The organism is Mesorhizobium australafricanum (genome assembly GCF_033977265.1).
GTDB classification, from domain to species: Bacteria; Pseudomonadota; Alphaproteobacteria; order Rhizobiales; family Rhizobiaceae; genus Mesorhizobium; species Mesorhizobium australafricanum.
Genome location: NZ_JAVIIT010000026.1, coordinates 38,145 through 61,601 on the forward strand (window position 1 = coordinate 38,145; position 23,457 = coordinate 61,601).

Here is a 23,457-nt window from a genome sequence, read left to right on the forward strand (position 1 = left end):
GTGAGGCGTCACACGAACCTTGAAAGGGGTCCCATGAGCCTGGAATACGAAAATGACGGTGCTCTCCATGCGAAGCTTATCGAGGAGGTGTTGTCGCAATATCCCGACAAGACGGCGAAGCGCCGCAAAAAGCACCTCAACGTCGCAAAGAGCGGGGACGAGGCCGGGGAGGAAGGGGAGGTCCTTTCCGAATGTGACGTCAAATCGAATATCAAGTCCATTCCCGGCGTGATGACCATTCGCGGCTGCGCCTATGCCGGCTCAAAAGGCGTGGTGTGGGGTCCGGTCAAGGACATGGTCCATATCTCGCACGGCCCCGTCGGCTGCGGGCAATACTCCTGGTCGCAGCGCCGCAACTACTATGTCGGCACCACCGGCATCGACACGTTCGGGACAATGCAGTTCACCTCCGATTTCCAGGAGAAAGACATTGTTTTCGGCGGCGACAAAAAGCTGGAACAGATCATCGACGAGATTGAAGAACTTTTTCCGTTGAACAAGGGCATCACCGTGCAGTCCGAGTGCCCGATCGGCCTCATAGGCGACGACACCGAAGCGGTTTCGCGCAAGAAAGCCAAGGAGATCGAAAAGACGATCGTGCCGGTGCGCTGCGAGGGCTTCCGCGGCGTCTCGCAATCGCTCGGCCACCACATCGCCAATGATGCGATCCGCGACTGGGTGTTCGAGAAGAGGGACGTCGAGTTCGAGGGTGGCCCGTACGACGTCAACGTGGTCGGCGACTACAATATCGGCGGCGACGCCTGGGCTTCGCGAATCCTGCTCGAGGAGATCGGCCTGCGCGTGATCGGCAACTGGTCGGGCGACGCCACGCTCGCCGAGATAGAGCGCGCGCCGAAGGCCAAGCTCAATCTCATCCATTGCTACAGGTCTATGAACTACATCTGTCGACACATGGAGGAAAAGTACGGCATCGCTTGGATGGAGTACAATTTCTTCGGTCCCTCCCAGATCGAAGCCTCCCTGCGCAAGATTGCCAAGCATTTTGGGCCGGAAATCGAGGAGAAGACCGAAAAGGTGATCGCCAAGTACCGCCCCTTGGTCGAAGAGGTAATCGCCAAATACCGACCGCGCCTCGAAGGCAATACGGTGATGCTCTATGTCGGCGGCCTGCGCCCCCGCCACGTCATCACAGCCTACGAGGACCTCGGCATGGTGATCGTCGGCACGGGTTATGAGTTCGGCCACAACGACGATTATCAACGCACTGCTCACTACGTGAAGAACGGCACGCTGATCTATGACGACGTGACCGGTTATGAGTTGGAGAAGTTCATCGAGGGGGTTCGCCCTAATCTCGTAGGCTCGGGGATCAAGGAAAAATACCCCGTGCAAAAGATGGGCATACCGTTCCGTCAGATGCACTCCTGGGATTATTCGGGGCCCTATCATGGCTATGACGGCTTTGCCGTTTTCGCCCGTGATGTGGATCTTGCCATCAACAACCCGGTCTGGGGCCTATTCGAGGCGCCTTGGAAAAGGCGTCCGAGCCGTGGGCGGGCGATGGCTGCCGAATAAATGCCGGACCCCTAGCCTGGTCTTCCCAAGGAGACGATAAACCCCGCGACCCCGTGATACGCGGAAGACCAGAAATGTTTGATGTTCCTGTCCCGCCGTATGGCGCGGTCAGATACAAAAAGAGGTGACCACCATGCCGCAGTCGGCCGAAAAAATTCTCGACCATGCGCCCCTCTTCCGCGAGCCGGAATACAGGCAGATGCTGGCCGAGAAGAAGCTGAATTTCGAATGTCCGCACCAGGATCAGGTCGTTACCGATCAACGCGAGTTCACCGAGACCTGGGAATACCGGGAAAGAAACTTCGCTCGCGAAGCGCTTGTCATCAACCCCGCCAAGGCCTGCCAGCCGCTCGGCGCGGTGTTCGCGGCCACGGGCTTCGAGCGAACCATGCCCTTCGTGCACGGTAGCCAGGGTTGCGTGGCCTATTACCGCTCGCACCTGTCGCGCCACTTCAAGGAGCCTGCGTCGGCGGTTTCTTCCTCAATGACCGAGGACGCGGCAGTGTTCGGCGGCCTGAAGAACATGGTCGACGGGCTCGCCAACACGTATCAACTTTATGACCCGAAGATGATCGCCGTATCGACGACTTGTATGGCCGAGGTCATTGGCGACGACCTGCACAGCTTCATCGAGAACGCCAAGGAAGAAGGCTCGGTCCCGCGCGACTTCGACGTGCCCTTCGCGCACACGCCGGCCTTCGTCGGCAGCCACGTTGACGGCTATGATGGTACGGTCAAGGGCATTTTGGAGCACTTCTGGAAAGGCCAGGAGCGAACGGAAGCCCCAGGGACGATCAACATCATTCCGGGCTTCGACGGCTTTTGCGTTGGCAACAACCGGGAACTCAAACGCCTGCTCGATCTGATGGGCGTGTCCTACACGTTCATCCAAGATGCCTCTGACCAGTTCGACACACCATCGGACGGCGAATACCGCATGTATGACGGCGGCACGAAAATCCAAGACGTGAGGAACGCACTCAACGCCGAGGCGACACTTTCGCTACAGCATTACAACACCCGAAAGACGCTGGAATATTGCGAGGAGGTCGGCCAGGCCACAGCCTCGTTCCATTACCCGCTAGGCGTGCAGGCGACCGACGAATTCCTGGTGGAGGTCTCCGCGATCTCCGGCAAGGAAATCCCCGAGGCAATCCGACTGGAGCGTGGCCGACTTGTTGACGCCATGGCGGACAGCCAATCCTGGTTGCACGGCAAGAAATACGCACTCTACGGCGACCCGGACTTTGTCCACGCCATGGCCCGCTTCATCATGGAGACAGGCGGCGAGCCGACTCACTGCCTCGCCACCAACGGCACGACGGCGTGGGCACACGAGATGAAGGAGCTGCTTGCATCCTCGCCCTTCGGCAAGGAGGCTCAAGTCTGGGCGGGCAAGGACCTGTGGGCGATGCGATCGCTGCTCTTCACCGAGCCCGTGGACCTGTTGATCGGCAATTCCTATGGCAAGTATCTGGAGCGCGACACCGGCACGCCGCTGATCCGGCTGATGTTTCCGATCTTCGACCGGCACCATCACCATCGCTTTGCGCTCATGGGCTACCAAGGCGGGTTGCGCGTACTGACGACAATCCTCGACAAGATCTTCGACAAGCTCGATCGCGAGACAAGCGAGACGGGGGTGACGGACTATTCTTATGACCTCACCCGCTAAGAGCGGCGGCCGGCTTTTAGGGCCGGTCCGTCTTCTCGATGGACTTTGGAGACCGGCGTAATGTCCTCGCTCAATGCCAAAATCCAAGATGTCTTCAACGAGCCTGCCTGCGAAAACAACCGCGGCAAGGACGCCGAGGCGCGCAAAAAGGGCTGCTCCAAGCCGCTGACCCCCGGGGCGGCAGCCGGCGGCTGTGCCTTCGACGGCGCAAAAATCGTGCTGCAGCCGATCACCGATGTCGCGCATCTGGTCCATGCACCGCTCGCCTGCGAGGGCAATTCCTGGGACAACCGGGGCACGGCTTCGTCCGGGCCAACGCTGTGGCGCACAAGCTTCACGACCGATCTCACCGAACTCGACGTGATGATGGGGCAGGGCGAACGGAAGCTTTTCAAAGCGATCCGCGAGATCAAGGAAGCTTACGCGCCGCCCGCGATCTTCGTCTATTCGACCTGTGTGACGGCGCTGATCGGCGACGACATCGAGGCCGTGTGCAAACGCGCGGCCGAAAAGTTCGACCTGCCGGTGGTGCCGGTCAATGCGCCGGGCTTCGTCGGGTCCAAGAATCTCGGCAACAAGCTTGCCGGCGAGGCGCTGCTCGACCATGTCATCGGCACGGCGGAGCCCGACGATGCCGGCCCTTACGACATCAATATCCTTGGTGAATTCAACCTCTCGGGCGAATTTTGGCTGGTGAAGCCGCTCCTTGATCGGCTCGGCATCCGGGTGCGCGCCTCAATTCCGGGCGACGCCCGCTACCTCGACGTTGCGTCAGCGCACCGCGCCCGGGCGACCATGATCGTGTGCTCGACCGCCCTCATTAATCTGGCGCGCAAGATGGAGCAGCGCTGGGACATCCCGTTTTTCGAGGGCTCCTTCTACGGCATCACCGACACTTCCGAAGCGCTGCGGCAGATCTCCAGACTGCTCATGAAGAAGGGTGCGGATCCGGAGATCCTCGGCCGCACAGAGGCATTGATTGCTGAAGAGGAGGCGATTGCCTGGAAGAAGCTCGCGGCCTACCGGCCGAGGCTCGAAGGCAAGCGCGTGCTTCTCAACACTGGCGGTGTGAAGTCCTGGTCGGTCGTCCACGCACTTATGGAGATCGGCATCGAGATCGTCGGCACCTCGGTCAAGAAATCAACGCCCGAAGACAAGGAGCGCATCAAGAAGATCCTCAAGGACGAAAACCACATGTTCGAGGCCATTGCACCGCGCGAGCTTTACGCAATGCTCTCAAAACACGAGGCAGACATCATGCTGTCGGGAGGGCGCACGCAGTTTATCGCACTGAAGGCCAAGGTACCCTGGCTCGATATCAACCAGGAGCGTCACCAGCCCTATGCCGGTTATGACGGCATGGTGGAACTCGTGCGCCAAATCGACCTCGCCATCCACAACCCGATCTGGCGCCAGGTGCGGGAGCCACCACCGTGGGAGTGCCGGCTCCCCGCAGGGGACGAACCGCCGAGCACGGAGAGTGAGACCGCGACCGTCCAGGGTTTCAAGAAATTCGCCGGCACGACGGCCGACGATTTCGGCGAGTGTTGAGGAAAGCCGATGGTCCGCATCCTTCCCCAGACAAAAGCCGCGGCCGTCAATCCACTGAAGTCGTCGCAGCCGCTGGGTGCAGCCTTGGCCTTTCTTGGGATCGATGGTGCGATGCCGTTGTTCCACGGCAGCCAGGGGTGCACCAGCTTCGCGCTCGTGCTCTTCGTGCGGCATTTCAAGGAAGCCATCCCCCTGCAGACTACCGCGATGGACGAAGTGGCGACGATCCTTGGCGGGGCGGATCATCTGGAAGAGGCGATCCTCAATCTCAAGACGCGCACAAAGCCAAAGCTGATCGGGGTCTGCACGACGGCGCTAACGGAAACCCGAGGCGAGGATTTCGCAGGGGATATCGCCAATATCGGGCAGAAGCGCGCGGAAGAACTCGCGGGTACGGAGATCGTGCTGGCCAACACGCCGGATTTCGAGGGGGCGATCGAAGAGGGCTGGGCCAAGGCTGTCACGGCGATGATCGGAAGGATGACGCGGCCCGGCGAGCAGGCGCGGCAATCGAAGAAGATCGCGATCCTGCCCGGCTGGAATCTCACTGTCGCCGATATCGAGCATTTGCGCGACATGGTCGAAAGCTTTGGGCTCAAGCCAGTGATTGTGCCGGACGTCTCCGGCTCGCTCGACGGTACAGTGCCAGACCGCTGGGTCACGACCACCTATGGCGGTACCAGCGTCGAGGACATCCGCGAGCTTGGCACGGCCGTGCGATGCATTGTGATCGGTGAGCATATGCGCCGCCCGGCCGAGCTGTTGCACAGGTTGACTGGCGTGCCTTACGCGATGTTCCAGTCACTGGCTGGATTGAAGGCCGCAGACCGGTTCGTCTCGCTGCTGTCAGCGATTTCGGGCGCGCCGGTGCCAGCCGGGCTGCGCCGGCGCCGGGCGCAGTTGCAGGACGCGTTGCTCGACGGACATTTCCATTTCGGAGGCAAGAAAATTGCGATCGCTGCCGAACCAGACCAGCTCTACCAACTCGCGACTTTCTTCGTCTCCATGGGCTCCGAAATCGCGGCGGCGGTCACCACGACCAATATGTCGAAAATTCTGGAGAAAGTACCGGCGGACTCGGTTCAGATCGGCGATCTTGGCGATTTGGAGGCTCTTGGCGCTGGCGCTGATCTCCTCGTCACCCATTCCCACGGCCGCCAAGCGGCGCAGCACCTTGGCATCCCGCTCATGCGCGTCGGCTTCCCGATCTTTGACCGGCTCGGCAGCCAACACAAGCTCACAGTCCTCTATCAGGGGACCCGCGACCTGATCTTCGAGGTTGCCAACATCTTCCAGGCCAATCGACATACGCCGACGCCTGAGGCGCTTGATCCATTCCGCCACCGAGAAATGCCAGATGAGCTCAGTTCGTCGCCTCTCGCTCGTCTCTGACGAGGTTCACGCATCGATGCCGCTACGGCAAGCCGGCGCTTTGCGCGTGGCGATCGCTACGCAAGACATGAAGAACCTCAATGCCCATTTCGGGTCGGCCAAGCGCTTTGCTGTCTACGACGTGACGCGCGAGGAGTGGCAGCTTGTGGAAGCCGTGGCCTTCGACGACGTTTCCGACGAGAGCGGGAAGCATCGCAGCGAGGGCGATGATCGCATCACTCCGAAGGTGGAGGCGCTGAAGGGCTGTCATCTTCTGTTTTGTCTTGCTATCGGGGGACCTTCGGCAGCCAAGGTTATTTCGGCGAAAATCCATCCGATCAAAGTGCCGCAGCCCCAAACCATCCAAGAGGTGCTGTTGCGCACGCAAACGATGCTCAGGAAGGCTCCTCCGCCCTGGCTGCGCAAGGTGCTGGCGGAGGCAGGCGTTGCCGAAAAGAAGCCGTGCTTCGAAGACGAGGACTTCAAATGAGGAGTGGGCGAAATGTTTGACGCCGTGGTCAGCCCTGATGTCGCCGAGGACGAGGCGGCCCTTGCCACCCCGTTCGTCAAATGCCTCGTGCGACTGATCCGTGCCCAAGATTCCTATGGAACATGGGAAGGCAAATCGGACGCCGAGCTCCTGGGCGACTTCATCATCACAAAGGAACAGCGCCGTGCGATCCCGATTATCGGCGATCCCGATCCTGACGTCCTGTGGAGGCTCGACATGTTTTACACCGCCGTCGGGCTCGCGATCGAAGAGCGTTCCGGCCTGATGGCATCGCCGATGATGGAGATGAGCCATGAGGGTTTCGGGCGCGTGCTCTTCACGGCCGGGCGGCTGGTCGTTCTGTCGAAGACCCTGCGCGACGTCCACCGGTTCGGCTTCGAGACGTTCTGGAAACTTGCGGCGGCGGGTACGAAACTGGCCGGTGACGCGATCGCGGCCATTGAAGCCTATCCCGATGTGGCGCGGGCGTGATGAACGCGATTTTCGAGCAAGGGGATCATGCCAGGCGTTGAAGACATGCCATGGCCCGCCCACCCAACCGGGGCGGTCGAGGCCGATTTGCTTCTTGGGGTAGCGCCGATGAAGCCATTGGTCCTGATCTGTTCGCAAGATGCGGAGTTGTATCTGTTCCTCAGTCACATTCTCGGGGTGGACGGCTTCACGAGTGAGCCGGCCGGCGGCGTGAAGGAAGCAATTGCAGCGGCCGATGAACGAGAGCTCCAGGCGGTGGTGCTGGACTGCGGGCCAGCAAGCCCAACGGGCTCCACAATCTGCGCAACATTCAAGAGCGAGCCCCGGACGGGTGGCCTTCCCGTTATTGCCCTGATTGCCCCCGGCGCCGAGAACCAGCACCTCGATCTCTTGAAGGCAGGCATCGACGAGAGCTTTGTGCGGCCGATCGCGCCGGCCACGCTGCTTGACTGTCTGCGCGCGAAGCTGGCGCTGCCGAAGCCGGGTTCAAACGGGGCCGAAAACGGCAGCTGGCTCTGCTGCGGCGGCCTTGAGATGAAGCTCGATGCTTACCGAGTTCGCGGCAATGGCCATGACATCCATCTCGGACCGCTCGAGTTCAACCTGCTGCGCCATTTGCTTGAAGCTCCCGGCAAGGTCTTTAGCCGAGACGAGCTGATCGACGCGGCCTGGCCCAACAATATCCATATCGGTGCACGCACCGTCGACGTCCATATCAGCCGGATCAGAAAGGCGCTGAAGGCGGCCTCGCCCGACAGCGTCATTCGTACCGTCAGATCGGCAGGTTACTCGCTGGAGAAGCCGGATGGCTGAATGGCAAGCCGGTTTGCCATTTCCCATCTCCCTCGCGAGGGCAAGTCTAGCGGCTTCGAAACGCCTGCAGGTACAACATACTCGAAAAGAAGCAGTCCATGGCCTTCAAAAGCGTACTCAGTGTGACGGGAGCTCATCACTCCGATAAGGACGTCACAATAGCTGCCGGCTTGTGTGCTGAGGGCGGTGCGAACCTTTCGGTACTTATTATGGCGTCTCCGCCGCTATGCGGTTCCATCCCCGAGTGGCCAAAACGACGTGCAGCGGCCATTGCCAGACTGGAAAAACGGTATAGGCAAATCGAGAAATTTTCACACGACATGGCCATTCTGGAAAAGACGTCCAGGGATATTCAAAAACTGCTGGAAGCCCTGTGGATTTGCTATGACGTCGATACCGAATACTGCGATCAGGCCAGCGTCGGCGACGCGGTGCGACAGCGGGCGCTCTGCAGTGACCTGACCATCGTCGGCCCCGCACTTCTCAACGACATTGATCTCGGACCTCTTGTTATCAACGGCAGCTTGTTCGATACCGGAAAGCCGGTGCTCGTCGTACCGAAGGGTGCCGAGGCGACTCTGTCGCCGCGGCGCGTGCTGGTCGGCTGGGATTCTCGCGTCGAGGCGTCCCGTGCGGTTCGGGAAGCGCTGGATTTGCTGTCCGGAGCCGAGGAAGTTCGGCTCACCTTGGTCGATCCGGAGGTGACCTGCACCGGAAAGGGCACCGAGCCGGGAGCCGACGTCGCTGCCTATCTCACCCGGCATGGTGCTCGGGTATCGGTCGACAGGCTGCCGAGCGCCGGCAAGCCGGCGGCAACGGTGCTCGCGCAGCACGCAATCGACACGTCTGCCAACATGATTGTGATGGGCGCTTATGGAAGCCGGCGGCTGCGCGAGCGGCTCTTCGGTGGCGTGAGGAGATGGATAGAAGCAAAGCCGCCATTGCCGCTGTTTTTGGCGCGGTGACGGTTCCGAAGACGCACATATGCTGTTCGAAGCTCTGCTTCCCTGGTCGCCTATCCTGATGCCAAGTCGGCCAAGGTCGCGGCAAACGCGCAGGTTTTCGCCGAGCGCCTCGATACAATTTACAAGCGCCTCGGCCCGAGACATCCCGCACGTCTCCAGTGTGCCCTTAGGATGGCTTCTGCTCGCCCGAGATGATCCGTGAGCGGAACTCAACGGCCACGCCGACGTACTGGGCTTCTCAATGCAGTCAAACTCAAGGGTTCGCAGGTCGGCGTCAGGTCGAAAACGAGAATCCTTTCGACGCGGCACGCCGTTCGGGCCCGCATCGGCACCCGCATGGGCGACATCACGGATTGCCCTCACTACTGGCTTGGGGCTGAACAACGCAATCATAGTACCGCGGCCAAGACCCTCGACTTCGAGTCTGGACGGTCGGGCCCTTGCCGGATTGGGCGGCAAGCGATGGCATCGATCATAATGTCATTGGCTGAGACGGTAGAGCGGCGAGCACCGCCGCATCTTCAGTGTATTCAGTCGGTCCGGCCCGACCCGCGTGGCGGCCGAATGGTCTTGGGCTCATCAAATCCGACAATGCTCGCATTCGCACCCGGGCGGGCGCTGTAGCGCCCGGGCGCCAGAAACACACAAAGGTGACACAAAGCAGGAATCCCGCAGAGTTCACCGGCCGGCACCAGCACTCCTGGCCAGTCCGCCACGATCGTCATAGTCAATCTGAAAATGGTGGCATTGGCGATGGCGGTCGTGGCGGGCCGCAGTTGGACCGGCCTCGACGTGGAGGACGCCCATGTCACCAGCGGGAAATTCAATCGCAAGGCGGGAGGGGCACAGCGGCACACGCATGGAGCGGCGCCTTGCAATTGAAATGCCGAGTTCCGCTACCGCCTGAGGGACCGCAACGGCACAAAGCTCAAACCCAGGGACGCGAAGCGGGCGATGATGACGAGCCTGGCGATAGCTGACGCAGTCATGATGTCCATCTGCTCGTCCCTTGGCCGGTATCCATGTTGAGTGGTCCGTGGCCAGGCTCTTCTGGCGACGCGCTGGGCGTGATGCATGTCCAAAACCTGACAACGGCCAAACATGTCGGGTTCAATACCAACCGGCCATCTTCATCCCATGGTGGGTTTTCAAGCGAAACCACGCATTACTGCACGCCGAGCGCACTGGCACAGCCTTTGCAAGTGGAGATTCGGCAACACTGGATGCCGGCAAGACTGAGTAAACGCTCGCTCCGCGCAGACGCGCCAGACGGGTGATGCTCGCTTTCCTTGAACCCGTGTGCCCCTCGCTTAGTGGGAAACAAGCTCGTGCGTAAAGTCGCGCAACCTTTGGCAATAGCCTTGGAGAGCAACATGGCATTGCAGATGGAGTCACAGGCTCCTCCGATCAAGGTCGAGACCTGGCTGCGTGGCGAGGCGTTTGCGAGTTTCCAGCCCGGCAAAGTGTATGTCGTCGAGTTTTGGGCGACTTGGTGCGGACCATGTGCGGCCGCGGCACTCCAACTGGTGCAACTGCAGGAGAAATACAAGGACGCCGGACTTGAGGTCGTCGGAGTCGCGGCTGATGAAGACGCTTCCTCGCCCGTTGAGGTCCGAGCCAAGTTGGGCGCGTGGTTGGCCGAAAAATGCCCGGATCTGAACTATCGGATCGCGTTCGACCCTACAGGCGAAATGAACAAGCTTTGGAGGGAGCCCAGCTTTTCGGTCGGAATTCCGACCTCGTTCGTGGTCGACCGGGACGGCCACATCGCCTTTATCGGTCATCCGAGGCAACTCGACGAGGTCTTGCCGAAAGTGCTGAACGGCAGTTGGCGCGCCAGCGATGAAGCGAAGGCCGCCGACACGGCGCGGATCGCCAGAAGCGGCGCAATAGCGCGCGAACAGGGCTTGAAGAAGCCAATCAATGACAAATTCTGGGCGGCGATAAAGGCAGAGGATTGGACGATGGCGCTCTCGGCGATCGAAGAGGGCATCGCCTTGATGCCAGACAATATCAGTTTTCGCCTGGCTCATGTGCATCTGTTACTTCACAGAATGCACGACATGCAAAAAGGCATGCCCGTCATGCGCCAATTGGTTCGCGACGCAATCGACAGAAACTCCGAGAACTGGATGCTTGCAGCGCTAGGCCAGCTCTTCGGTCCGGCGCACGATCATTCGCACTTTCCATCTGGTGAGCGTTTCGCGATGGGCAAAAAGCTTTCCGAACACATCCTGGCACTCAATCCCCCGCAAGGCGACGGCCCTAAGTTCCGGTCCTATCCGGGGGTCGCTAGGTACTATTACGACAGCGGCAATAACGATCGCGCGATTGAGTTGCTCAGGTTGGCACTGCAGTCGCTTGAAGGTCCGGAGCCTATTCCGGACGCACTGAAACAGCACCTTCTACCGGATTTGCTGCAGGCCCTAGCCAGCTACAAGGCTGGGAGGGCCGTTGCAGCGCTCTCTTCGCGGGTTCGCAAAACATTTTCCCCCCGACACCAAAGCGCGAGCGGCCGAAAAAATACATAAAAAGAGGCGTCAATCTGAATGTTTACTGGCCAATTCGTCCATTTGCCTGGCGTGGCCGCAGCAAGTAGGCCCTATGCAGCACCGGGTGGATCGTTTGCGGCAGGTTCAAAGCGCGAATTTTGCGATGACCCGCGGCCGCGTCGCGGCGCAAGTGATGTTGGACGCGAATTGTCGCCGTGGTGGAAGGCCTCGCGATCGAAGACGCGTCCAAGACCGCTCTCCGGGATGTCAATTGCTTGGAATTGCCCGCTCCGAGCCGGGCATCGGCCACGCATATGTGCCCGAACTAGGCGTTGCCGAAAAAGAAAAATCGAGGAAGAGGCCTGAAACGGGGAGAATATGAAATTGCCCGAAGCCGCGACCTGCGCTGCTATTAACGAGGACGAGGCCGCCCTTGCCACCCCGTTCGTCAAATGCCTCGTGCGGCTGATCCGTGCTGAGGAGTCCTACTGCTTATGGGAAGGCAAATCGGACGCAGCGCTGCTCGCCGGCTTCATCGTCACCAGAAAGAAGGGCCGCGCGATCCCTGGCATGGGCTATCCCGATCCCCACGCGCTGTGGAGGCTCGACATGTTTTACAGCGCCGTCGGGCTTGCGATCGCGGAGCGTTTCCACCCGGCGACATCGCCAATTGTGGAGGCCAAACCCGTGAGGCCTCTGGGCGCGGGCTTTTCGGTGCCAGGCGTTGGGTCGTTCTGTCCGGACATCCACCGGTTCGGCTTCGAGACGTTCCGACAACTCGCGGAGGCCGGTACGAAACTGGTCGACGATGCGACCGCAGACACCGAAGTCAGTCCCGACGTCGCGCTGGCGTGATGGAAGCCGTATTCGAGGAAGGATTAATGTCAAACCGTGAAGAGCTGCAGAAGAAGGTCCGCAAGCTGCAGTCGCGTGCGGGAACCGCGAAGATGGAATTGCACGACCTTGCCGAAGACCTCCCGGTCAATTGGACCGAGATCAAGGTGATTGCCGAGAGAACGTTCGCCGTTTTTGCCGAGTGGGACGCTGCCAAGAGAGATCTAGCTGCATCAGAGAATGCGCGATGACGAGCGCCTTCGTCACCCGCGACGGCTCCAAATGGATGCCGCAATATCTCACCGCTATCGACGGCACGACCTGCATAGGCTGCGGACGCTGCTTTAAGGTTTGCTCGCGCGAGGTCATGCACCTTTACGGCGTCGATGACGCAGGCGAAATCCTCGGCCCCTGCAACGACGAAGACGACGACTTCGATGGCGAGCTCAATCGCATGATCATGGTCGTCGACCATGCAGGCCGCTGCGTCGGCTGCGGAGCCTGCGCCCGCGTCTGCCCGAAGAACTGCCAGACCCATGTTGCGGCCGACAAGGTCGCTGCATGATGTGGCGAGAAAACCAGGAGAACGGCGTTGCCCTTCAGAATCTTTTATCGCGTTTTTTGGGTGGTCCTGTGCAGCAACGCTTTGGCTGTCTACTTTGCTTCTCATTCCATCCGCACAGTAGTCGTCACAACGCTGGCTTGTTCGCTGCTCCTCCAAATAGCCTATTTCGCAAGCGTGCTCTTTCTGATCTGGCGGTCTGGCCGCGCTAGCAGATATGGCCAAAGGGCTGAACATTTAGGAGTTGCGACGCAGTTGGAATATCAGCCGCCAGACGATAATGAGGTGGTGAGGAATAAATCTTCCGATGTGGCTCCGGTCTTTCCGATGGGCGGCATATCGCTGCTCCACTGAGGCGCGATGACGAGATCAAAGTCAGTTTCACGCCACTTCGGATCAACCGTGAACATCGGGTGGATCTTTCAAGGAATGCTATGCCTGGTGCGGTCGACGGCGACCGCATTCCGTCGTTCCAATCCCGGCGACGCAGTTTTCGGTGCGACAGGCATTGGTAGGGACGCCGGCCTGGCCGTTGCGTGTCGGGACGGCGAATGAGGCGCTGGAATGTGACGAAGCTCTTCTAAGACGTCGGACAGCGCAGCTGACCTCAGACCAAACACGCCCCTTAAGCTGATGTGCATAGCTAGTCTCGGCTCATTCACGCATCGCCGGAGAGAACATGCTGGAAAAGTTCGAACGCTATCCGCTCACCTTTGGACCGACGCCCATCGAGAAGCTCGACCGGCTCAGCAAGCATCTAGGGGGAAAGGTGGAAATCTACGCCAAACGCGAGGACTGCAACTCCGGACTCGCGTTTGGCGGAAACAAGTTGCGCAAGCTCGAATACATCATCCCAGACGCCATCGCCTCAGATGCCGATACGCTTGTCTCCATCGGCGGCGTGCAGTCCAACCACACGCGCATCGTCGCCGCGGTCGCCGCCAGGATTGGCATGAAATGCCTCCTAGTTCAGGAGAGCTGGGTTCCACATGAGGATACCGTCTACGATCGGGTCGGCAACATTCTCTTAAGCCGCATCATGGGAGCAGAAGTGCATCTGGTCGACGAGGGCTTTGACATCGGCATCCGCCGCAGTTGGGAAAAGGCGCTCTATGAGGTCAAGGCACGGGGCGGCAGACCCTATGCGATACCAGCAGGCGCGTCCGTTCACCCGTATGGTGGTCTCGGCTACGTGGGGTTCGCAGAGGAGTTGCGCGCTCAGGAGAAACAGCTTGGGTTTGCGTTTGACTTCATCGTCGTTTGCACGGTCACGGGCTCGACGCATGCCGGCATGCTCGTCGGATTTGCCAATGACGGTCGACATCGCAACGTCATCGGTATCGATGCCTCTGCCACTCCCTCGCAAACCAAGGCGCAAGTGCTGGATATTGCCAAAAATACTGCGGAGCTGGTCGATCTCGGAATGGAACTGGTCGAGGATGATGTGGTGTTGCTCGAGGAGTACGCTTACCCATGTTACGGCATACCGTCCCCGGAAACTAAGGATGCCATCCGTCTGTGCGCGCGGCTCGAAGGTGTGATTACCGATCCCGTTTACGAAGGCAAATCGATGCAAGGAATGATCGACCTGGTCCAGAAAGGCTTTTTTGCCAAGGGATCGAGGATTCTTTTCACGCATCTCGGCGGTGCCCCGGCGATCAACGGCTACGGTTACACCTTTCGAAACGGCTGACCCGTACGGGCCGCGTCAGCAGCGACCCGGCTGGGAGTTGCCGCGACGGCTGCCGAGTGCGGAGCTAGTGCATCTGGAGCAGTCGCGGCAAAGCCGTCTATTGATATCGCCACGAACCGCAAACACTTGGCGACGCTGGTAGCGTGACCGGCAGGGAGAAAGATCACATGCTCGATATGACCATGCTCGGCCGGATCAGCGATATCGCGCTAACGCGAGAGATTGCGATCACCTCAAGCCCGATTGGCAGGCCCAAACACTCTCGCATGAGACATCGCATGACCAACGTCGCGATCACCTCGTGAGGTATTGTCTCGTTCATCCTCTGCCAATGGGTCGGGGATAGCTGTCGCGTGCTTTCGGTCGTTAGTCCGTTTGTGCAAAACACGACAATACCAGCTCGAAACACGTCAGTATCAGCTCCGAGACACGAGCGTGTCGGAAGCGAATCTTGCGGTTTCCCAATGTTCTTCTCGTTGGCACGACAAATGCAGTGCTCTTCGCAGAGCGTCTGTACCAGCGAGTGATGAGAATCATCCCGCGCGCACAACGACAGAGTCTACGGTTATCAGATACCAGGAGAGAACATGATGACAAAAGTGCGGATGGTTGCGGCGCAGGGTGCGATAGCGCTCATCGTCCTTATGGGGGTGGGTCAGCAGGCTTTGGCGGCAGACCCTGCGCAACGTTACATCGCACAGGACCAGGGGACAGTGGAGGCGTCGAGCCCGTGGCAGGTCCGCGTGCGCGCGTTGGGAGTGAAAAGCAACGATTCAGGTTACGTCGGTGGAATTGCCGGTTCCAATCTCTCCTATTCAGACACCGTGACGCCAGAATTCGACATCTCCTATTTCTTCACCGAAAACATCGCTGCCGAACTCATACTCGCCACTACCTACGCTAACGTTGATGGCACCGGAGCAATCGGCGCGCTGGGGAATGTCGGCAAGGTATGGATACTGCCACCCACGCTCACGCTGCAGTATCATATCACCCACTTCGGGGCCTTCCGACCCTATGTCGGCGCCGGCCTGAACTACACCGTCTTCTACAATCAGAGTGTCGGCAGCGCCGATGCTCTCCATGTGAAGAACACGTTTGGTGCCGCGCTGCAGGTCGGCTTCGACTACATGGTGGATCGGCACTGGGGGATCAACGTCGATGTCAAGAAGCTTTTCCTGGAACCAGATTTTACCGTCAAAGTGGCCGGCACCGATCTGAAGGGCAAGGCCAAGCTAGACCCCTGGTTGATTGGTGCAGGCGTCACTTACCGCTTCTAACAGGTCGGCGATTGAACCTTCGGCATTTAGAAGCGCCGAAAACGCCCAATGAAAGAGTTGAGGGCAGACCGGACCCTGTCCAGGCTGTTCCTCAACCTTACGCCGTGCAATATGGGCGAGCACCTCATTCGTAGGTGCTAGGCCCTGCCTACATGCTCGGCCTTCGACATGCATTTGACGCAGACCATATTGCGGCAACAGACAATGCCGTGCGCAAGCTCGCACACGAAGGCAAACATCCGTTTTCGGTCGGCTTCTTCTTTTTGCTGGGCCATTCCAGCATCGTCGTTCTGGGTAGACTTGGTGATCGCAGCCACCGGGAACCAGCTTCACGTCTTCCACGACATTGGCAGCGTCACCGGCACATCGATTTCTGCACTGTTCCTGCTGGTGATTGGATTTGCCAACCGGCTTGTCCTGAGAGGCATTTGGGCGGCGTTCTCGCGAGCGCGTCAGCCACACGCATATCTCCTTCACACCCAGCCAGCACAAAGAGTGAGGAAACATGCCCGCGGATGATTTGATCCTGGCCAATGCCAGGATGCTTGACGGAAACGGCTTCGCCGGGGCGTCGGAATCGTGGCTGCGCATCGCGGATGGCGTGATCGCGGAGATCTCCGAGAAGCCGATCTCCTCAGAGGTGGCGCGCACCATCGACCTGAAGGGCCGCACCCTGATGCCAGGGCTTATCGACTGCCACGTACATGTGACGGCGATCACCGTCGACCCTGGCCGCACGGCGATGCTTCCGGACGTGACGGTCGCCTTCGGCGCGGCGCGCATCATGAAGCAGATGCTGATGCGCGGCTTCACGACGGTGCGCGACGTCGGCGGGGCGACGCGGCCGCTGGCCCAGGCTGAGGAAGCCGGCCAGATCGAGGGACCGCGTCTCGTCTTCTGCGGCAAGGCGCTCTCCCAAACTGGCGGTCACAGCGACTATCGCGGCTTCGTCGACAACCGCAGCGCCGAGTCCCAGACCTACCGTCTCGGTGCGATGGGCCGAGTCTGCGACGGCGTCGACGCCGTTCGTCACGCTGCCCGCGACGAAATCCGCCAGGGGGCTCAGTTCATTAAGGCGATGGCTAATGGCGGCGTGTCGTCGCCGACGGATCCCATCAACTTCCAGCAGTTCTCGATACCAGAGCTGGAGGCCATCGTCGAAGAGGCGGCGAACGCTCAGACCTATGTCTCCGCGCATCTCTACACCGACGAGGCGATCTCGCGTGCCGTGCGGTGCGGTGTGCGCTCGGTTGAACATGCCAACTTGATCGAGCCGGCGACAGCGCGCCTCATGAAGGTACGCGGCGCTATCGCCTGCCCCACACTGGTGGCCTACGAAGCGCTGCACAAGGATGCCAAGGCGCTGGGCCTGCCGGACGTATCCCTCGCGAAGAACGACGACGTCCGGCTGCGCAGCCGGGGCTCGCTCGAAATTCTCCAGAGGGCCGGGGTGACGATGGCGTTCGGCACCGATCTCCTGGGCGAACTGCACAAGTACCAGTCCGACGAATTCACCATACGCGCCGAGGTACTGCCGCCGATCGAGGTGATCAGGTCCACGACGTGCTATGCGGCCGAGTTGCTGCGCATGACCGGCGAGGTCGGATCGCTCCAGGTCGGCGTCTTCGCCGACCTTATCGCCGTCGACGGTGACCCGCTGGAGAACATGTCGCTGCTCGGCGGCCAGGGCGACCACCTATCCCTCATCGTGACGGCCGGACGCGTGGTAAAGAACACCATCGACGACAATGGCTTCCCGAGCAGAACCGGCTGGCCGTTGACAACATTCCAAGCCCAGATCCAGGCCACGATAGTTGCGATGATGTGTTACGTCTGTTAGCGCGACCGCCGCCCAATCGGACCTTATCGGCTTGGAGCCGCGGCGCGGCTAGACCGGCACCATCAGTGCTGCCGCGTGTTGGCATGGCATTTTTAGCTTGCCATCGTTGGTGAGGAAGGCCGCGCCATCATGCCAGCGTGTCGTAACAGGCAGAAGCCTGGCCGAGGGCTCGGAAATAGGCGCACTTGATAGCGAAGCTTCGTAAAGGGGGTAGGTCGATCGTAAGCGTCACGAATCACGAGCATTCCAACGCGTTGCTGGTGACGACCGCGACACGCTCCGATCGCGCCGCCGAGACGCTCTCGATCGTGCGCAAGGTGGTGAAGGAGATGGCGCAAAACGGGCCGACCGAGGAAGAGCTCGCGGCGACCAAGAAATAAATGAGGCGTACGACGCAACAGGTATGAGTTGAGGTGATCCGTTGCGTTTGTGGAGAGCCCTTCCACCGGCCGTCCCCAAAATCGAAGGAGGGCAGGCCTGTGGATAGGCATCTTGAGAACAGCAGCGCGCTTCTGCAGAGGTTGAGAGCTTGGTGCTTGGTGCACCCTTGCCGAAGCCAAAGCGGGATCACTGATTGGTTAAAGCGGCGCCCTTCGCGGGCGCCCAACGCGTTTCGCCGGATGCTCAGTGCCCCGCCGCCAACAACAAACAGTGAAACAGATCTTACAATTAATTTTAAAGAACCTTTACGAACAAAACTCACTATCAATGCTACGAAGGGATTTCAGGCGCGAGGCACTCAAAGGCATCCCATCCGAAACGCCAGCCGGTGCTGGCGCGTATCGGTCGTGCCGTGCACCAGCACAATCAATGTATCGGGACGAGAAAGTAACATGGAAATACGAAAGTCGACGTACTCAATATTTTCACAAACAGAACTGAGCATGTTGACGAGAGACCTTCTCGAAGCGGCCGCCGATGAAGTTTGGAGGCCTTACATGTGTCATCAGACGTTCGATGGCGCAGACGCGGCCCAGAACATAGCCGTGGATGGGCCGGAGCCAAGGGTTCAATCCAGCGATGCCCTTTGTTGCGGCACATTCGGCGAGCTGCTCCAAGGCCAACTGCCGGCGGACTCTGTTCTCGAGGATTCCCACTTCCTGGTCACGATGCCGATCGCGCTCTTTGCGAGGGCTCACTTCACGCCGATCGCGGACACAAGATCCGTGACGGTCTATCCGTCCCATAAAGTCAAGGCAAAACAGCTAGCTGAGAATCTCTTGAGTGCGCTCGGCGCCTCAGGAGGAATTCTGCTTTTGCAATCGGAACTCCCCGAAGGCAAAGGACTGGCGAGTTCGTCTGCGGACCTTGTAGCGGCTGCGCGATCAATCGCGCACTGCTGCAAGCTTAGGATTCGCACGTCATTGGTCGAGAAACTGATGTCGGAGATCGAGCCATCTGACGGGGTGATGTATCCTGGCGTGGTCGCCTATCAGCAGAGAGCGTGTCGCCTTCTCTCCTTCCTTGGGCAAATGCCGCCGCTTGCGATCGTCGGTATCGATGAAGGAGGGAGGGTTGAGACCGTGGACTATGATCAACGGCGAGGTAAAATCTCCGCCAGCCACAGATCAGAATACCACGAATTACTCGACCGCGCGCGGACAGCGATTCCGCAGGGTGATACGGCTGCAATAGGCAGAATAGCTACGGCCAGCGCGCTCCTGCATCAGGAGCGAGCTCCAAAGGAGCACCTGAACTCGATGCTGAAAGCATCCGAGGCCGCTGACGCTCTCGGGGTCATAGTCGCGCACAGCGGCACAATGATTGGAATCCTGCTTGATCGAATGGCGGCTGATTTTCCACGGAAGCTTCGGTGCGTGCTCGCTCATGTGTCGGCGTTCGACGACTCGCCAAAAATATATCTGACCATGACTGGCTGTCAGTGAGGTAAGCAGGATGAACGCTCTCCGCAAACGCCTGCCATTCTCGGGGTACTCTGATGCCTATGCTCTCCCCAGCATAATAAGGTGTGAGACAAACCTTTACGTAGCGCAGTTCGCGTTCATGAAGCTTCTTCCAGCGAAGTACATCATTGAGCAAGCTCTGGCAAGGGGGACTCTGACGTGCGGCATGAAAGTTCTCGAGACTTCCAGCGGAACCTTCGCACTGGGTTTAGCGGTAGTCTGCCGGGAACGTGGATTCCAACTCGAAATCTTCACAGACCCAGTGATGGACAAAGGCCTCAACAACAGATTGAACTCCCTGGGAGCAAAGGTCTCCATAATAGCCGAAAAGGCCAAGCAGGGTGGCTATCAAAGAAGCCGCCTCGACGCATTAGACGCTAGGATGAGACAGTTGGGCAAGGCATGTTTCTGGCCCCGGCAGTACGAAACACCCGACAACCCCGCAGCCTATAAGCTCTTCGCCGACCAAATATCGGGGATGTTGGACGCCGACGTGACTTTGGTCGGTTCTGTGGGGTCAGGCGGCTCTACCTGCGGAACGATAGAGCGCCTCCGCCAAAAAGCGCCTCGCGCACGCCTGATTGGAGTGGACACCTTCAATAGCGTCATTTTCGGCCAAGAGGATGGCGAACGGAAACTGCGGGGGCTGGGGAACAGTCTTGTCCCCAAGAACGTGAAGCATGAACTGTATGATGAGGTGCACCTCATCTCGGCTCCGCTCGCATTTGCTGCAACGCGAACCCTGCACGAGCGGCAAGCCGTTTTCGCCGGTCCGACCTCCGGAGCGAGCTACATCGTAGGGCGGTGGCGCGCTCGGCAGTTTCCAGAAGAAACCGTCGTCGTCATCTGCCCCGACGAAGGCCACCGCTACGTCGAAGCTGCATACGATCACGAGTGGCTCAAGCAGAACGGATATCTAAGTGAAAGCGGTCTGCTGGATGCGCCGGCAACCGAAAATCATCCGTCGGTGGCTCTCCCACCCTGGAACCGATATCTTTGGAAGCGAAAAAGCCGGGAAGCCATCTTAAACGTCTTGGAGCAAGTTTGATGAGCCGAGGTAGCTTCCTGTTCGTAGAAAGCAACACTACGGGTACTGGCGAACTATTACTGAAGCGGGCCCGAGCCTTGGGCTTTGAACCGTATCTCGTTGTACGCAACCGAGCGCGCTACCCGTTTTTAAAAAACTCCGCGGCGCATCAAGTGATCGAAGCTGAAACGCGCAATCCGGATGACGTCATCGGGGCGGCTAGCAAAATAGCAAGGCTGACGGGAATATACTCATCGTCCGACTATTTCGTGGAAACTGCGTCACGTGCCGCGACGGCAATGGGATTTCCAGCAGCGAAGCCAGAGGCCATCGTTACAAGTCGAAATAAATGGAAGCAAGCACTCGAGTTACAGCGACAGTCAATCGCGATTCCTGCCACTCGGCTGGCCACTTCGGTCAGCGATGTCGAGAATATTCTTGCCCAAGCTACTCTGCCGGTGGTCGTCAAACCGGTGTCCGGTAGTGGTAGTAGCGGCGTGAGGTTATGCGATAGTGCCACAGCCGCCATCAATGCGTTTGAGAGCGCAAAGAGCGCACTGGTGGATCAAGTGGAGCTAACCAGTCCCGATATCCTCATTCAGCAATATGTGGAGGGGAAAGAATACTCTGCAGAGATGATTGCCCACGGCGGGGCGCTGCACTGCCTTGGAATTATTGCAAAGCACAAGGGGCCTACTCCTTGCTTCGTCGAGACAGGGCACGACTTTCCGGCCCAGCTGCCGGAGCCATTCCTCCGGGAACTGGCCTCCTTTGCTGCGGGCGCGGTGTCAGCGCTGGGGCTGGATTTCGGACCGGCTCATGTAGAGTTCGTGATAGCGCAGTCGGGGCCCGTCATTATTGAGGTCAATCCCAGGCTGGCTGGAGGAATGATTCCAATCATGCTATCGCATACCTTGGGCACGTCAATCCTTGACATGGTGATTAGACTTTACGCGGGAGAAGGGTTCACGCCTCCACGGGCGAGCGCAAAGGCGGGAGCCATCCGTTTCCGACTTGCTCACTCGTCAGGGAAGCTCAAACGCCTGGGCTTTTCTCGAAATCCAGAGCCGACAGCGCCTGAAGCGGGTCTTCTGAAATCTGAGGGGGAGGAAGTTCAAATAAATGGCGACTTCAGAGACCGAGTAGCCTTCGCCGTAGGCGTCGCTGACGAACTCAATGCCGCCGCCGCGGCAGCTGAACGAACGATCGATTCCATCGTGGTCGATATTGAGGCGGCTATTGGAGAGTCGGACGACAAACAAGGCGCCGAGGCAAGCGAGGTCAGGTGGAACCTGCACCCCGAAGCGATGAAATTGCTCGCTCCGCCTATCGAAATCACGCGTGATGGTCGCCTTCTGCATTACCAAGCGGCCACAGATGAAGCGCATCTGGTGATGCTTGCGGACCAGGGCTTGGTCAGCCAGTCAGCCGCAGCCGATCTCCTCAAGCATATCCTGGACCTTCAAGACGAGGGCTTTCAGTCATTGGAGGGCCGCAGTGCTCCGCGTGGCCTCTATTTGGCCTATGAGGCGGAACTTGCCGCCAGAGCAGGACCGGAAAAGGCTGGCTGGCTGCACCTTGCGAGATCCCGCAACGACTTGAACGCGACTATTTCTCTGCTCGCCCTTCGGGAGACCGCGTGGTCCATCTCGCGAGAGATAGGAATTCTACAGGATGCCCTGCTTCAGCGAGTGGAAGAGGCATCGAGACTTGTAGCTCCGTTATACAGTCAATACCAGATCGCACTCCCCGGGTCGCCAGGGCATTACCTGCTAAGTGTTTTCTTTGCTCTAGGGCGCGAGCGCCAGCGCCTCCATTGCCTGCTGGAAGAAATCAGGAACTCCCCTATGGGGGCCGGTGCCGGCGGAGGCACTAGCATGCCGATAAATCCCTTCAAAACTGCAAGTCTTCTAGGGTTCGAACTGCCGGCGTTCAATTCACTTGATGCGGTCGCAAGCCGCGATCATCACCTACACGGCCTTTCTCTCTTTGCTAGCGTCTCAATCTTGCTTAGTCGTGTGGCCCAGGATCTGCAGGTTTGGACGACCAGGGAGTTCGCCCTCATAGACGTTCCTGACAATCTGGCCGGAGGCTCTTCCATGCTGCCTCAAAAGAAGAATCCATATCTTCTTGAACATATCAAAGGATCGGCAAGCACCGTCATTGGCGCATACATTTCTGCGGCAACAGCGACCTGCAAATCGCCTTTCAGCAACTCGATTGAGACGAGCAACTACGGCTGCTCTCCACTGGGCCCTGCAGAAGATGCCTTAAAGAAGGCTATCATCCTCACGTCGCTGATTGTGAAATTCATGTCTTTTAATGCGCGTTCGATGCGTGATAATCTAGAAGACGGCTCTTCGATGACGGCCGTAGCCGCCGAAAGGAAGGCGTCAAAAGGCGTTCCTTTCAGGAAGGCCCATACACAAATTGGCGAGATCGCCGCGCGTCTGTCTCAGGATAGCTGCGTCGCGGAACGCCGAAGCGAGCTGACCAGTCAACTGGCTGATGCATTACCGACGAGTCCTGAAGAATGCAGGGACGCTCTGCAGTTTGGAGGAGGACCAGGAATAAGATCGACCGAGAGCCAGATTTCCGTAGCAAAAACGCTGTTTCGGGACTCGCAGCTGAAATGCGCGGACATGCGGGAACGCTGGGCGCGCGCCGAGATGGACCGCAAACAGAGGGTGAAAGAACTCATTGGTAGGCATCAAGTCACCTGAAGAATGACATATGGACAGCTCGTATATCTATACCGATCGCGAGATCACTGCGCTGCTGAGCGCCGCGGCGGCTGCAGCAGGCCGTTGGCTGCCGAAATGTTGGGCAAGGAAGACGCGGCTTTCATGTCGAGCGGATGTCAAGGAAATCTTGTCGCTCTGCTTGCGCATTGTTCCCGCGGCCAAGAGGGGATCGTCGGCGACCGCTCTGA

General features: G+C 59.2%; 21 protein-coding genes and 2 pseudogenes. All 23 read left to right on the forward strand.

All coding sequences use genetic code 11. The features are described from left to right. The first annotated feature begins 33 nt into the window (after nt 1-33). A complete protein-coding gene (gene nifD, locus RFM98_RS29615; RefSeq protein WP_320256017.1) occupies nt 34-1,536 on the forward strand; it encodes a nitrogenase molybdenum-iron protein alpha chain in 1,503 nt (500 codons plus the stop codon). Nucleotides 1,537-1,669: 133 nt separating this feature from the next. Further along, nucleotides 1,670-3,211 (forward strand): nitrogenase molybdenum-iron protein subunit beta, encoded by a 1,542-nt coding sequence (gene nifK, locus RFM98_RS29620; protein ID WP_320312056.1) that lies wholly within the window; start codon nt 1,670-1,672, stop codon nt 3,209-3,211. Nucleotides 3,212-3,271: 60 nt separating this feature from the next. Continuing rightward, nucleotides 3,272-4,762, forward strand: a complete 1,491-nt coding sequence (gene nifE, locus RFM98_RS29625; RefSeq protein WP_320312057.1) for a nitrogenase iron-molybdenum cofactor biosynthesis protein NifE — start codon at nt 3,272-3,274, stop codon at nt 4,760-4,762. A gap of 9 nt (nt 4,763-4,771) precedes the next feature. Beyond that, nucleotides 4,772-6,154: a nitrogenase iron-molybdenum cofactor biosynthesis protein NifN gene (gene nifN / locus RFM98_RS29630; RefSeq protein ID WP_320312058.1), complete on the forward strand. Its 1,383-nt coding sequence runs from the start codon at nt 4,772-4,774 to the stop codon at nt 6,152-6,154. After that, nucleotides 6,120-6,623: a nitrogen fixation protein NifX gene (gene nifX, locus RFM98_RS29635; RefSeq protein WP_320312073.1), complete on the forward strand. Its 504-nt coding sequence runs from the start codon at nt 6,120-6,122 to the stop codon at nt 6,621-6,623. The genes nifN and nifX overlap by 35 nt, the downstream gene beginning before the upstream one ends. A 12-nt stretch (nt 6,624-6,635) precedes the next feature. After that, nucleotides 6,636-7,115 carry a NifX-associated nitrogen fixation protein gene (locus RFM98_RS29640; protein WP_320253083.1) on the forward strand — a complete coding sequence of 160 codons (480 nt, stop codon included), beginning with the start codon at nt 6,636-6,638 and terminating at the stop codon, nt 7,113-7,115. 27 nt (nt 7,116-7,142) lie between these two features. After that, nucleotides 7,143-7,928, forward strand: a complete 786-nt coding sequence (locus RFM98_RS29645) for a winged helix-turn-helix transcriptional regulator (protein ID WP_320312059.1) — start codon at nt 7,143-7,145, stop codon at nt 7,926-7,928. A 320-nt stretch (nt 7,929-8,248) separates the two neighbouring features. Further along, on the forward strand, nt 8,249-8,893 hold the full coding sequence (locus RFM98_RS29650; protein WP_430682365.1) for a universal stress protein: 645 nt from the start codon (nt 8,249-8,251) through the stop codon (nt 8,891-8,893). Between the two features lie 1,373 nt (nt 8,894-10,266). Beyond that, nucleotides 10,267-11,424, forward strand: coding sequence for a TlpA disulfide reductase family protein (locus RFM98_RS29655; protein ID WP_320312061.1), 1,158 nt, complete (start codon nt 10,267-10,269; stop codon nt 11,422-11,424). Between the two features lie 339 nt (nt 11,425-11,763). Further along, a complete protein-coding gene (locus RFM98_RS29660) occupies nt 11,764-12,240 on the forward strand; it encodes a DUF269 domain-containing protein (protein ID WP_320312062.1) in 477 nt (158 codons plus the stop codon). 26 nt (nt 12,241-12,266) lie between these two features. Beyond that, entirely contained in the window at nt 12,267-12,470 is a 204-nt protein-coding gene (locus RFM98_RS29665) for a CCE_0567 family metalloprotein (RefSeq protein ID WP_320236493.1), read from the forward strand. Beyond that, a complete protein-coding gene (fdxB, locus tag RFM98_RS29670) occupies nt 12,467-12,784 on the forward strand; it encodes a ferredoxin III, nif-specific (RefSeq protein WP_320215349.1) in 318 nt (105 codons plus the stop codon). The genes RFM98_RS29665 and fdxB overlap by 4 nt, the downstream gene beginning before the upstream one ends. Nucleotides 12,785-12,844: 60 nt before the next feature. Further along, complete coding sequence (locus RFM98_RS29675) at nt 12,845-13,135, forward strand: exopolysaccharide production repressor protein (RefSeq protein ID WP_320312074.1); 291 nt, start codon at nt 12,845-12,847, stop codon at nt 13,133-13,135. A gap of 325 nt (nt 13,136-13,460) precedes the next feature. After that, nucleotides 13,461-14,474 carry a 1-aminocyclopropane-1-carboxylate deaminase gene (locus tag RFM98_RS29680; protein ID WP_320312063.1) on the forward strand — a complete coding sequence of 338 codons (1,014 nt, stop codon included), beginning with the start codon at nt 13,461-13,463 and terminating at the stop codon, nt 14,472-14,474. 167 nt (nt 14,475-14,641) lie between these two features. Further along, a complete protein-coding gene (locus RFM98_RS29685) occupies nt 14,642-14,779 on the forward strand; it encodes a hypothetical protein (RefSeq protein ID WP_320312064.1) in 138 nt (45 codons plus the stop codon). A 285-nt stretch (nt 14,780-15,064) separates the two neighbouring features. Continuing rightward, nucleotides 15,065-15,754 carry an OmpW/AlkL family protein gene (locus RFM98_RS29690; RefSeq protein WP_320312075.1) on the forward strand — a complete coding sequence of 230 codons (690 nt, stop codon included), beginning with the start codon at nt 15,065-15,067 and terminating at the stop codon, nt 15,752-15,754. A gap of 146 nt (nt 15,755-15,900) precedes the next feature. Further along, nucleotides 15,901-16,210 (forward strand): annotated as a pseudogene (locus RFM98_RS29695) (HoxN/HupN/NixA family nickel/cobalt transporter); the annotation flags it as partial. Nucleotides 16,211-16,259: 49 nt separating this feature from the next. Then, nucleotides 16,260-17,594: a metal-dependent hydrolase family protein gene (locus RFM98_RS29700; RefSeq protein WP_320312065.1), complete on the forward strand. Its 1,335-nt coding sequence runs from the start codon at nt 16,260-16,262 to the stop codon at nt 17,592-17,594. A 185-nt stretch (nt 17,595-17,779) separates the two neighbouring features. Beyond that, nucleotides 17,780-17,971: pseudogene (locus RFM98_RS31285) on the forward strand (insulinase family protein); the annotation flags it as partial. A 456-nt stretch (nt 17,972-18,427) separates the two neighbouring features. Continuing rightward, nucleotides 18,428-19,480, forward strand: coding sequence for a GHMP family kinase ATP-binding protein (locus tag RFM98_RS29705; RefSeq protein WP_320312066.1), 1,053 nt, complete (start codon nt 18,428-18,430; stop codon nt 19,478-19,480). Nucleotides 19,481-19,490: 10 nt separating this feature from the next. Further along, entirely contained in the window at nt 19,491-20,546 is a 1,056-nt protein-coding gene (locus RFM98_RS29710) for a cysteine synthase family protein (RefSeq protein ID WP_320312067.1), read from the forward strand. Beyond that, nucleotides 20,546-23,248 carry a lyase family protein gene (locus RFM98_RS29715; RefSeq protein ID WP_320312068.1) on the forward strand — a complete coding sequence of 901 codons (2,703 nt, stop codon included), beginning with the start codon at nt 20,546-20,548 and terminating at the stop codon, nt 23,246-23,248. Before RFM98_RS29710 ends, RFM98_RS29715 begins: the two co-directional genes overlap by 1 nt. Before the next feature lie 123 nt (nt 23,249-23,371). Then, nucleotides 23,372-23,457, forward strand: an 86-nt coding sequence (locus tag RFM98_RS31460; protein ID WP_430682366.1) for a hypothetical protein, incomplete at its 3' end; no start/stop codon positions are given.

Bases quoted from the DNA above. Each gene is read 5' to 3' on its own strand.
- fdxB (WP_320215349.1), top strand. From the start codon at position 12,467: ATGACGAGCGCCTTCGTCACCCGCGACGGCTCCAAATGGATGCCGCAA.
- RFM98_RS29715 (WP_320312068.1), top strand. From the start codon at position 20,546: ATGAGCCGAGGTAGCTTCCTGTTCGTAGAAAGCAACACTACGGGTACT.
- RFM98_RS29650 (WP_430682365.1), top strand. From the start codon at position 8,249: ATGGCCATTCTGGAAAAGACGTCCAGGGATATTCAAAAACTGCTGGAA.
- nifE (WP_320312057.1), top strand. From the start codon at position 3,272: ATGTCCTCGCTCAATGCCAAAATCCAAGATGTCTTCAACGAGCCTGCC.
- RFM98_RS29665 (WP_320236493.1), top strand. From the start codon at position 12,267: ATGTCAAACCGTGAAGAGCTGCAGAAGAAGGTCCGCAAGCTGCAGTCG.
- RFM98_RS29690 (WP_320312075.1), top strand. From the start codon at position 15,065: ATGACAAAAGTGCGGATGGTTGCGGCGCAGGGTGCGATAGCGCTCATC.
- RFM98_RS29645 (WP_320312059.1), top strand. From the start codon at position 7,143: ATGCCAGGCGTTGAAGACATGCCATGGCCCGCCCACCCAACCGGGGCG.
- nifK (WP_320312056.1), top strand. From the start codon at position 1,670: ATGCCGCAGTCGGCCGAAAAAATTCTCGACCATGCGCCCCTCTTCCGC.
- RFM98_RS29705 (WP_320312066.1), top strand. From the start codon at position 18,428: ATGGAAATACGAAAGTCGACGTACTCAATATTTTCACAAACAGAACTG.
- RFM98_RS29655 (WP_320312061.1), top strand. From the start codon at position 10,267: ATGGCATTGCAGATGGAGTCACAGGCTCCTCCGATCAAGGTCGAGACC.
- RFM98_RS29685 (WP_320312064.1), top strand. From the start codon at position 14,642: ATGCTCGATATGACCATGCTCGGCCGGATCAGCGATATCGCGCTAACG.
- nifN (WP_320312058.1), top strand. From the start codon at position 4,772: ATGGTCCGCATCCTTCCCCAGACAAAAGCCGCGGCCGTCAATCCACTG.
- RFM98_RS29700 (WP_320312065.1), top strand. From the start codon at position 16,260: ATGCCCGCGGATGATTTGATCCTGGCCAATGCCAGGATGCTTGACGGA.
- RFM98_RS29710 (WP_320312067.1), top strand. From the start codon at position 19,491: ATGAACGCTCTCCGCAAACGCCTGCCATTCTCGGGGTACTCTGATGCC.
- RFM98_RS29680 (WP_320312063.1), top strand. From the start codon at position 13,461: ATGCTGGAAAAGTTCGAACGCTATCCGCTCACCTTTGGACCGACGCCC.
- RFM98_RS29660 (WP_320312062.1), top strand. From the start codon at position 11,764: ATGAAATTGCCCGAAGCCGCGACCTGCGCTGCTATTAACGAGGACGAG.
- nifX (WP_320312073.1), top strand. From the start codon at position 6,120: ATGAGCTCAGTTCGTCGCCTCTCGCTCGTCTCTGACGAGGTTCACGCA.
- nifD (WP_320256017.1), top strand. From the start codon at position 34: ATGAGCCTGGAATACGAAAATGACGGTGCTCTCCATGCGAAGCTTATC.
- RFM98_RS29640 (WP_320253083.1), top strand. From the start codon at position 6,636: ATGTTTGACGCCGTGGTCAGCCCTGATGTCGCCGAGGACGAGGCGGCC.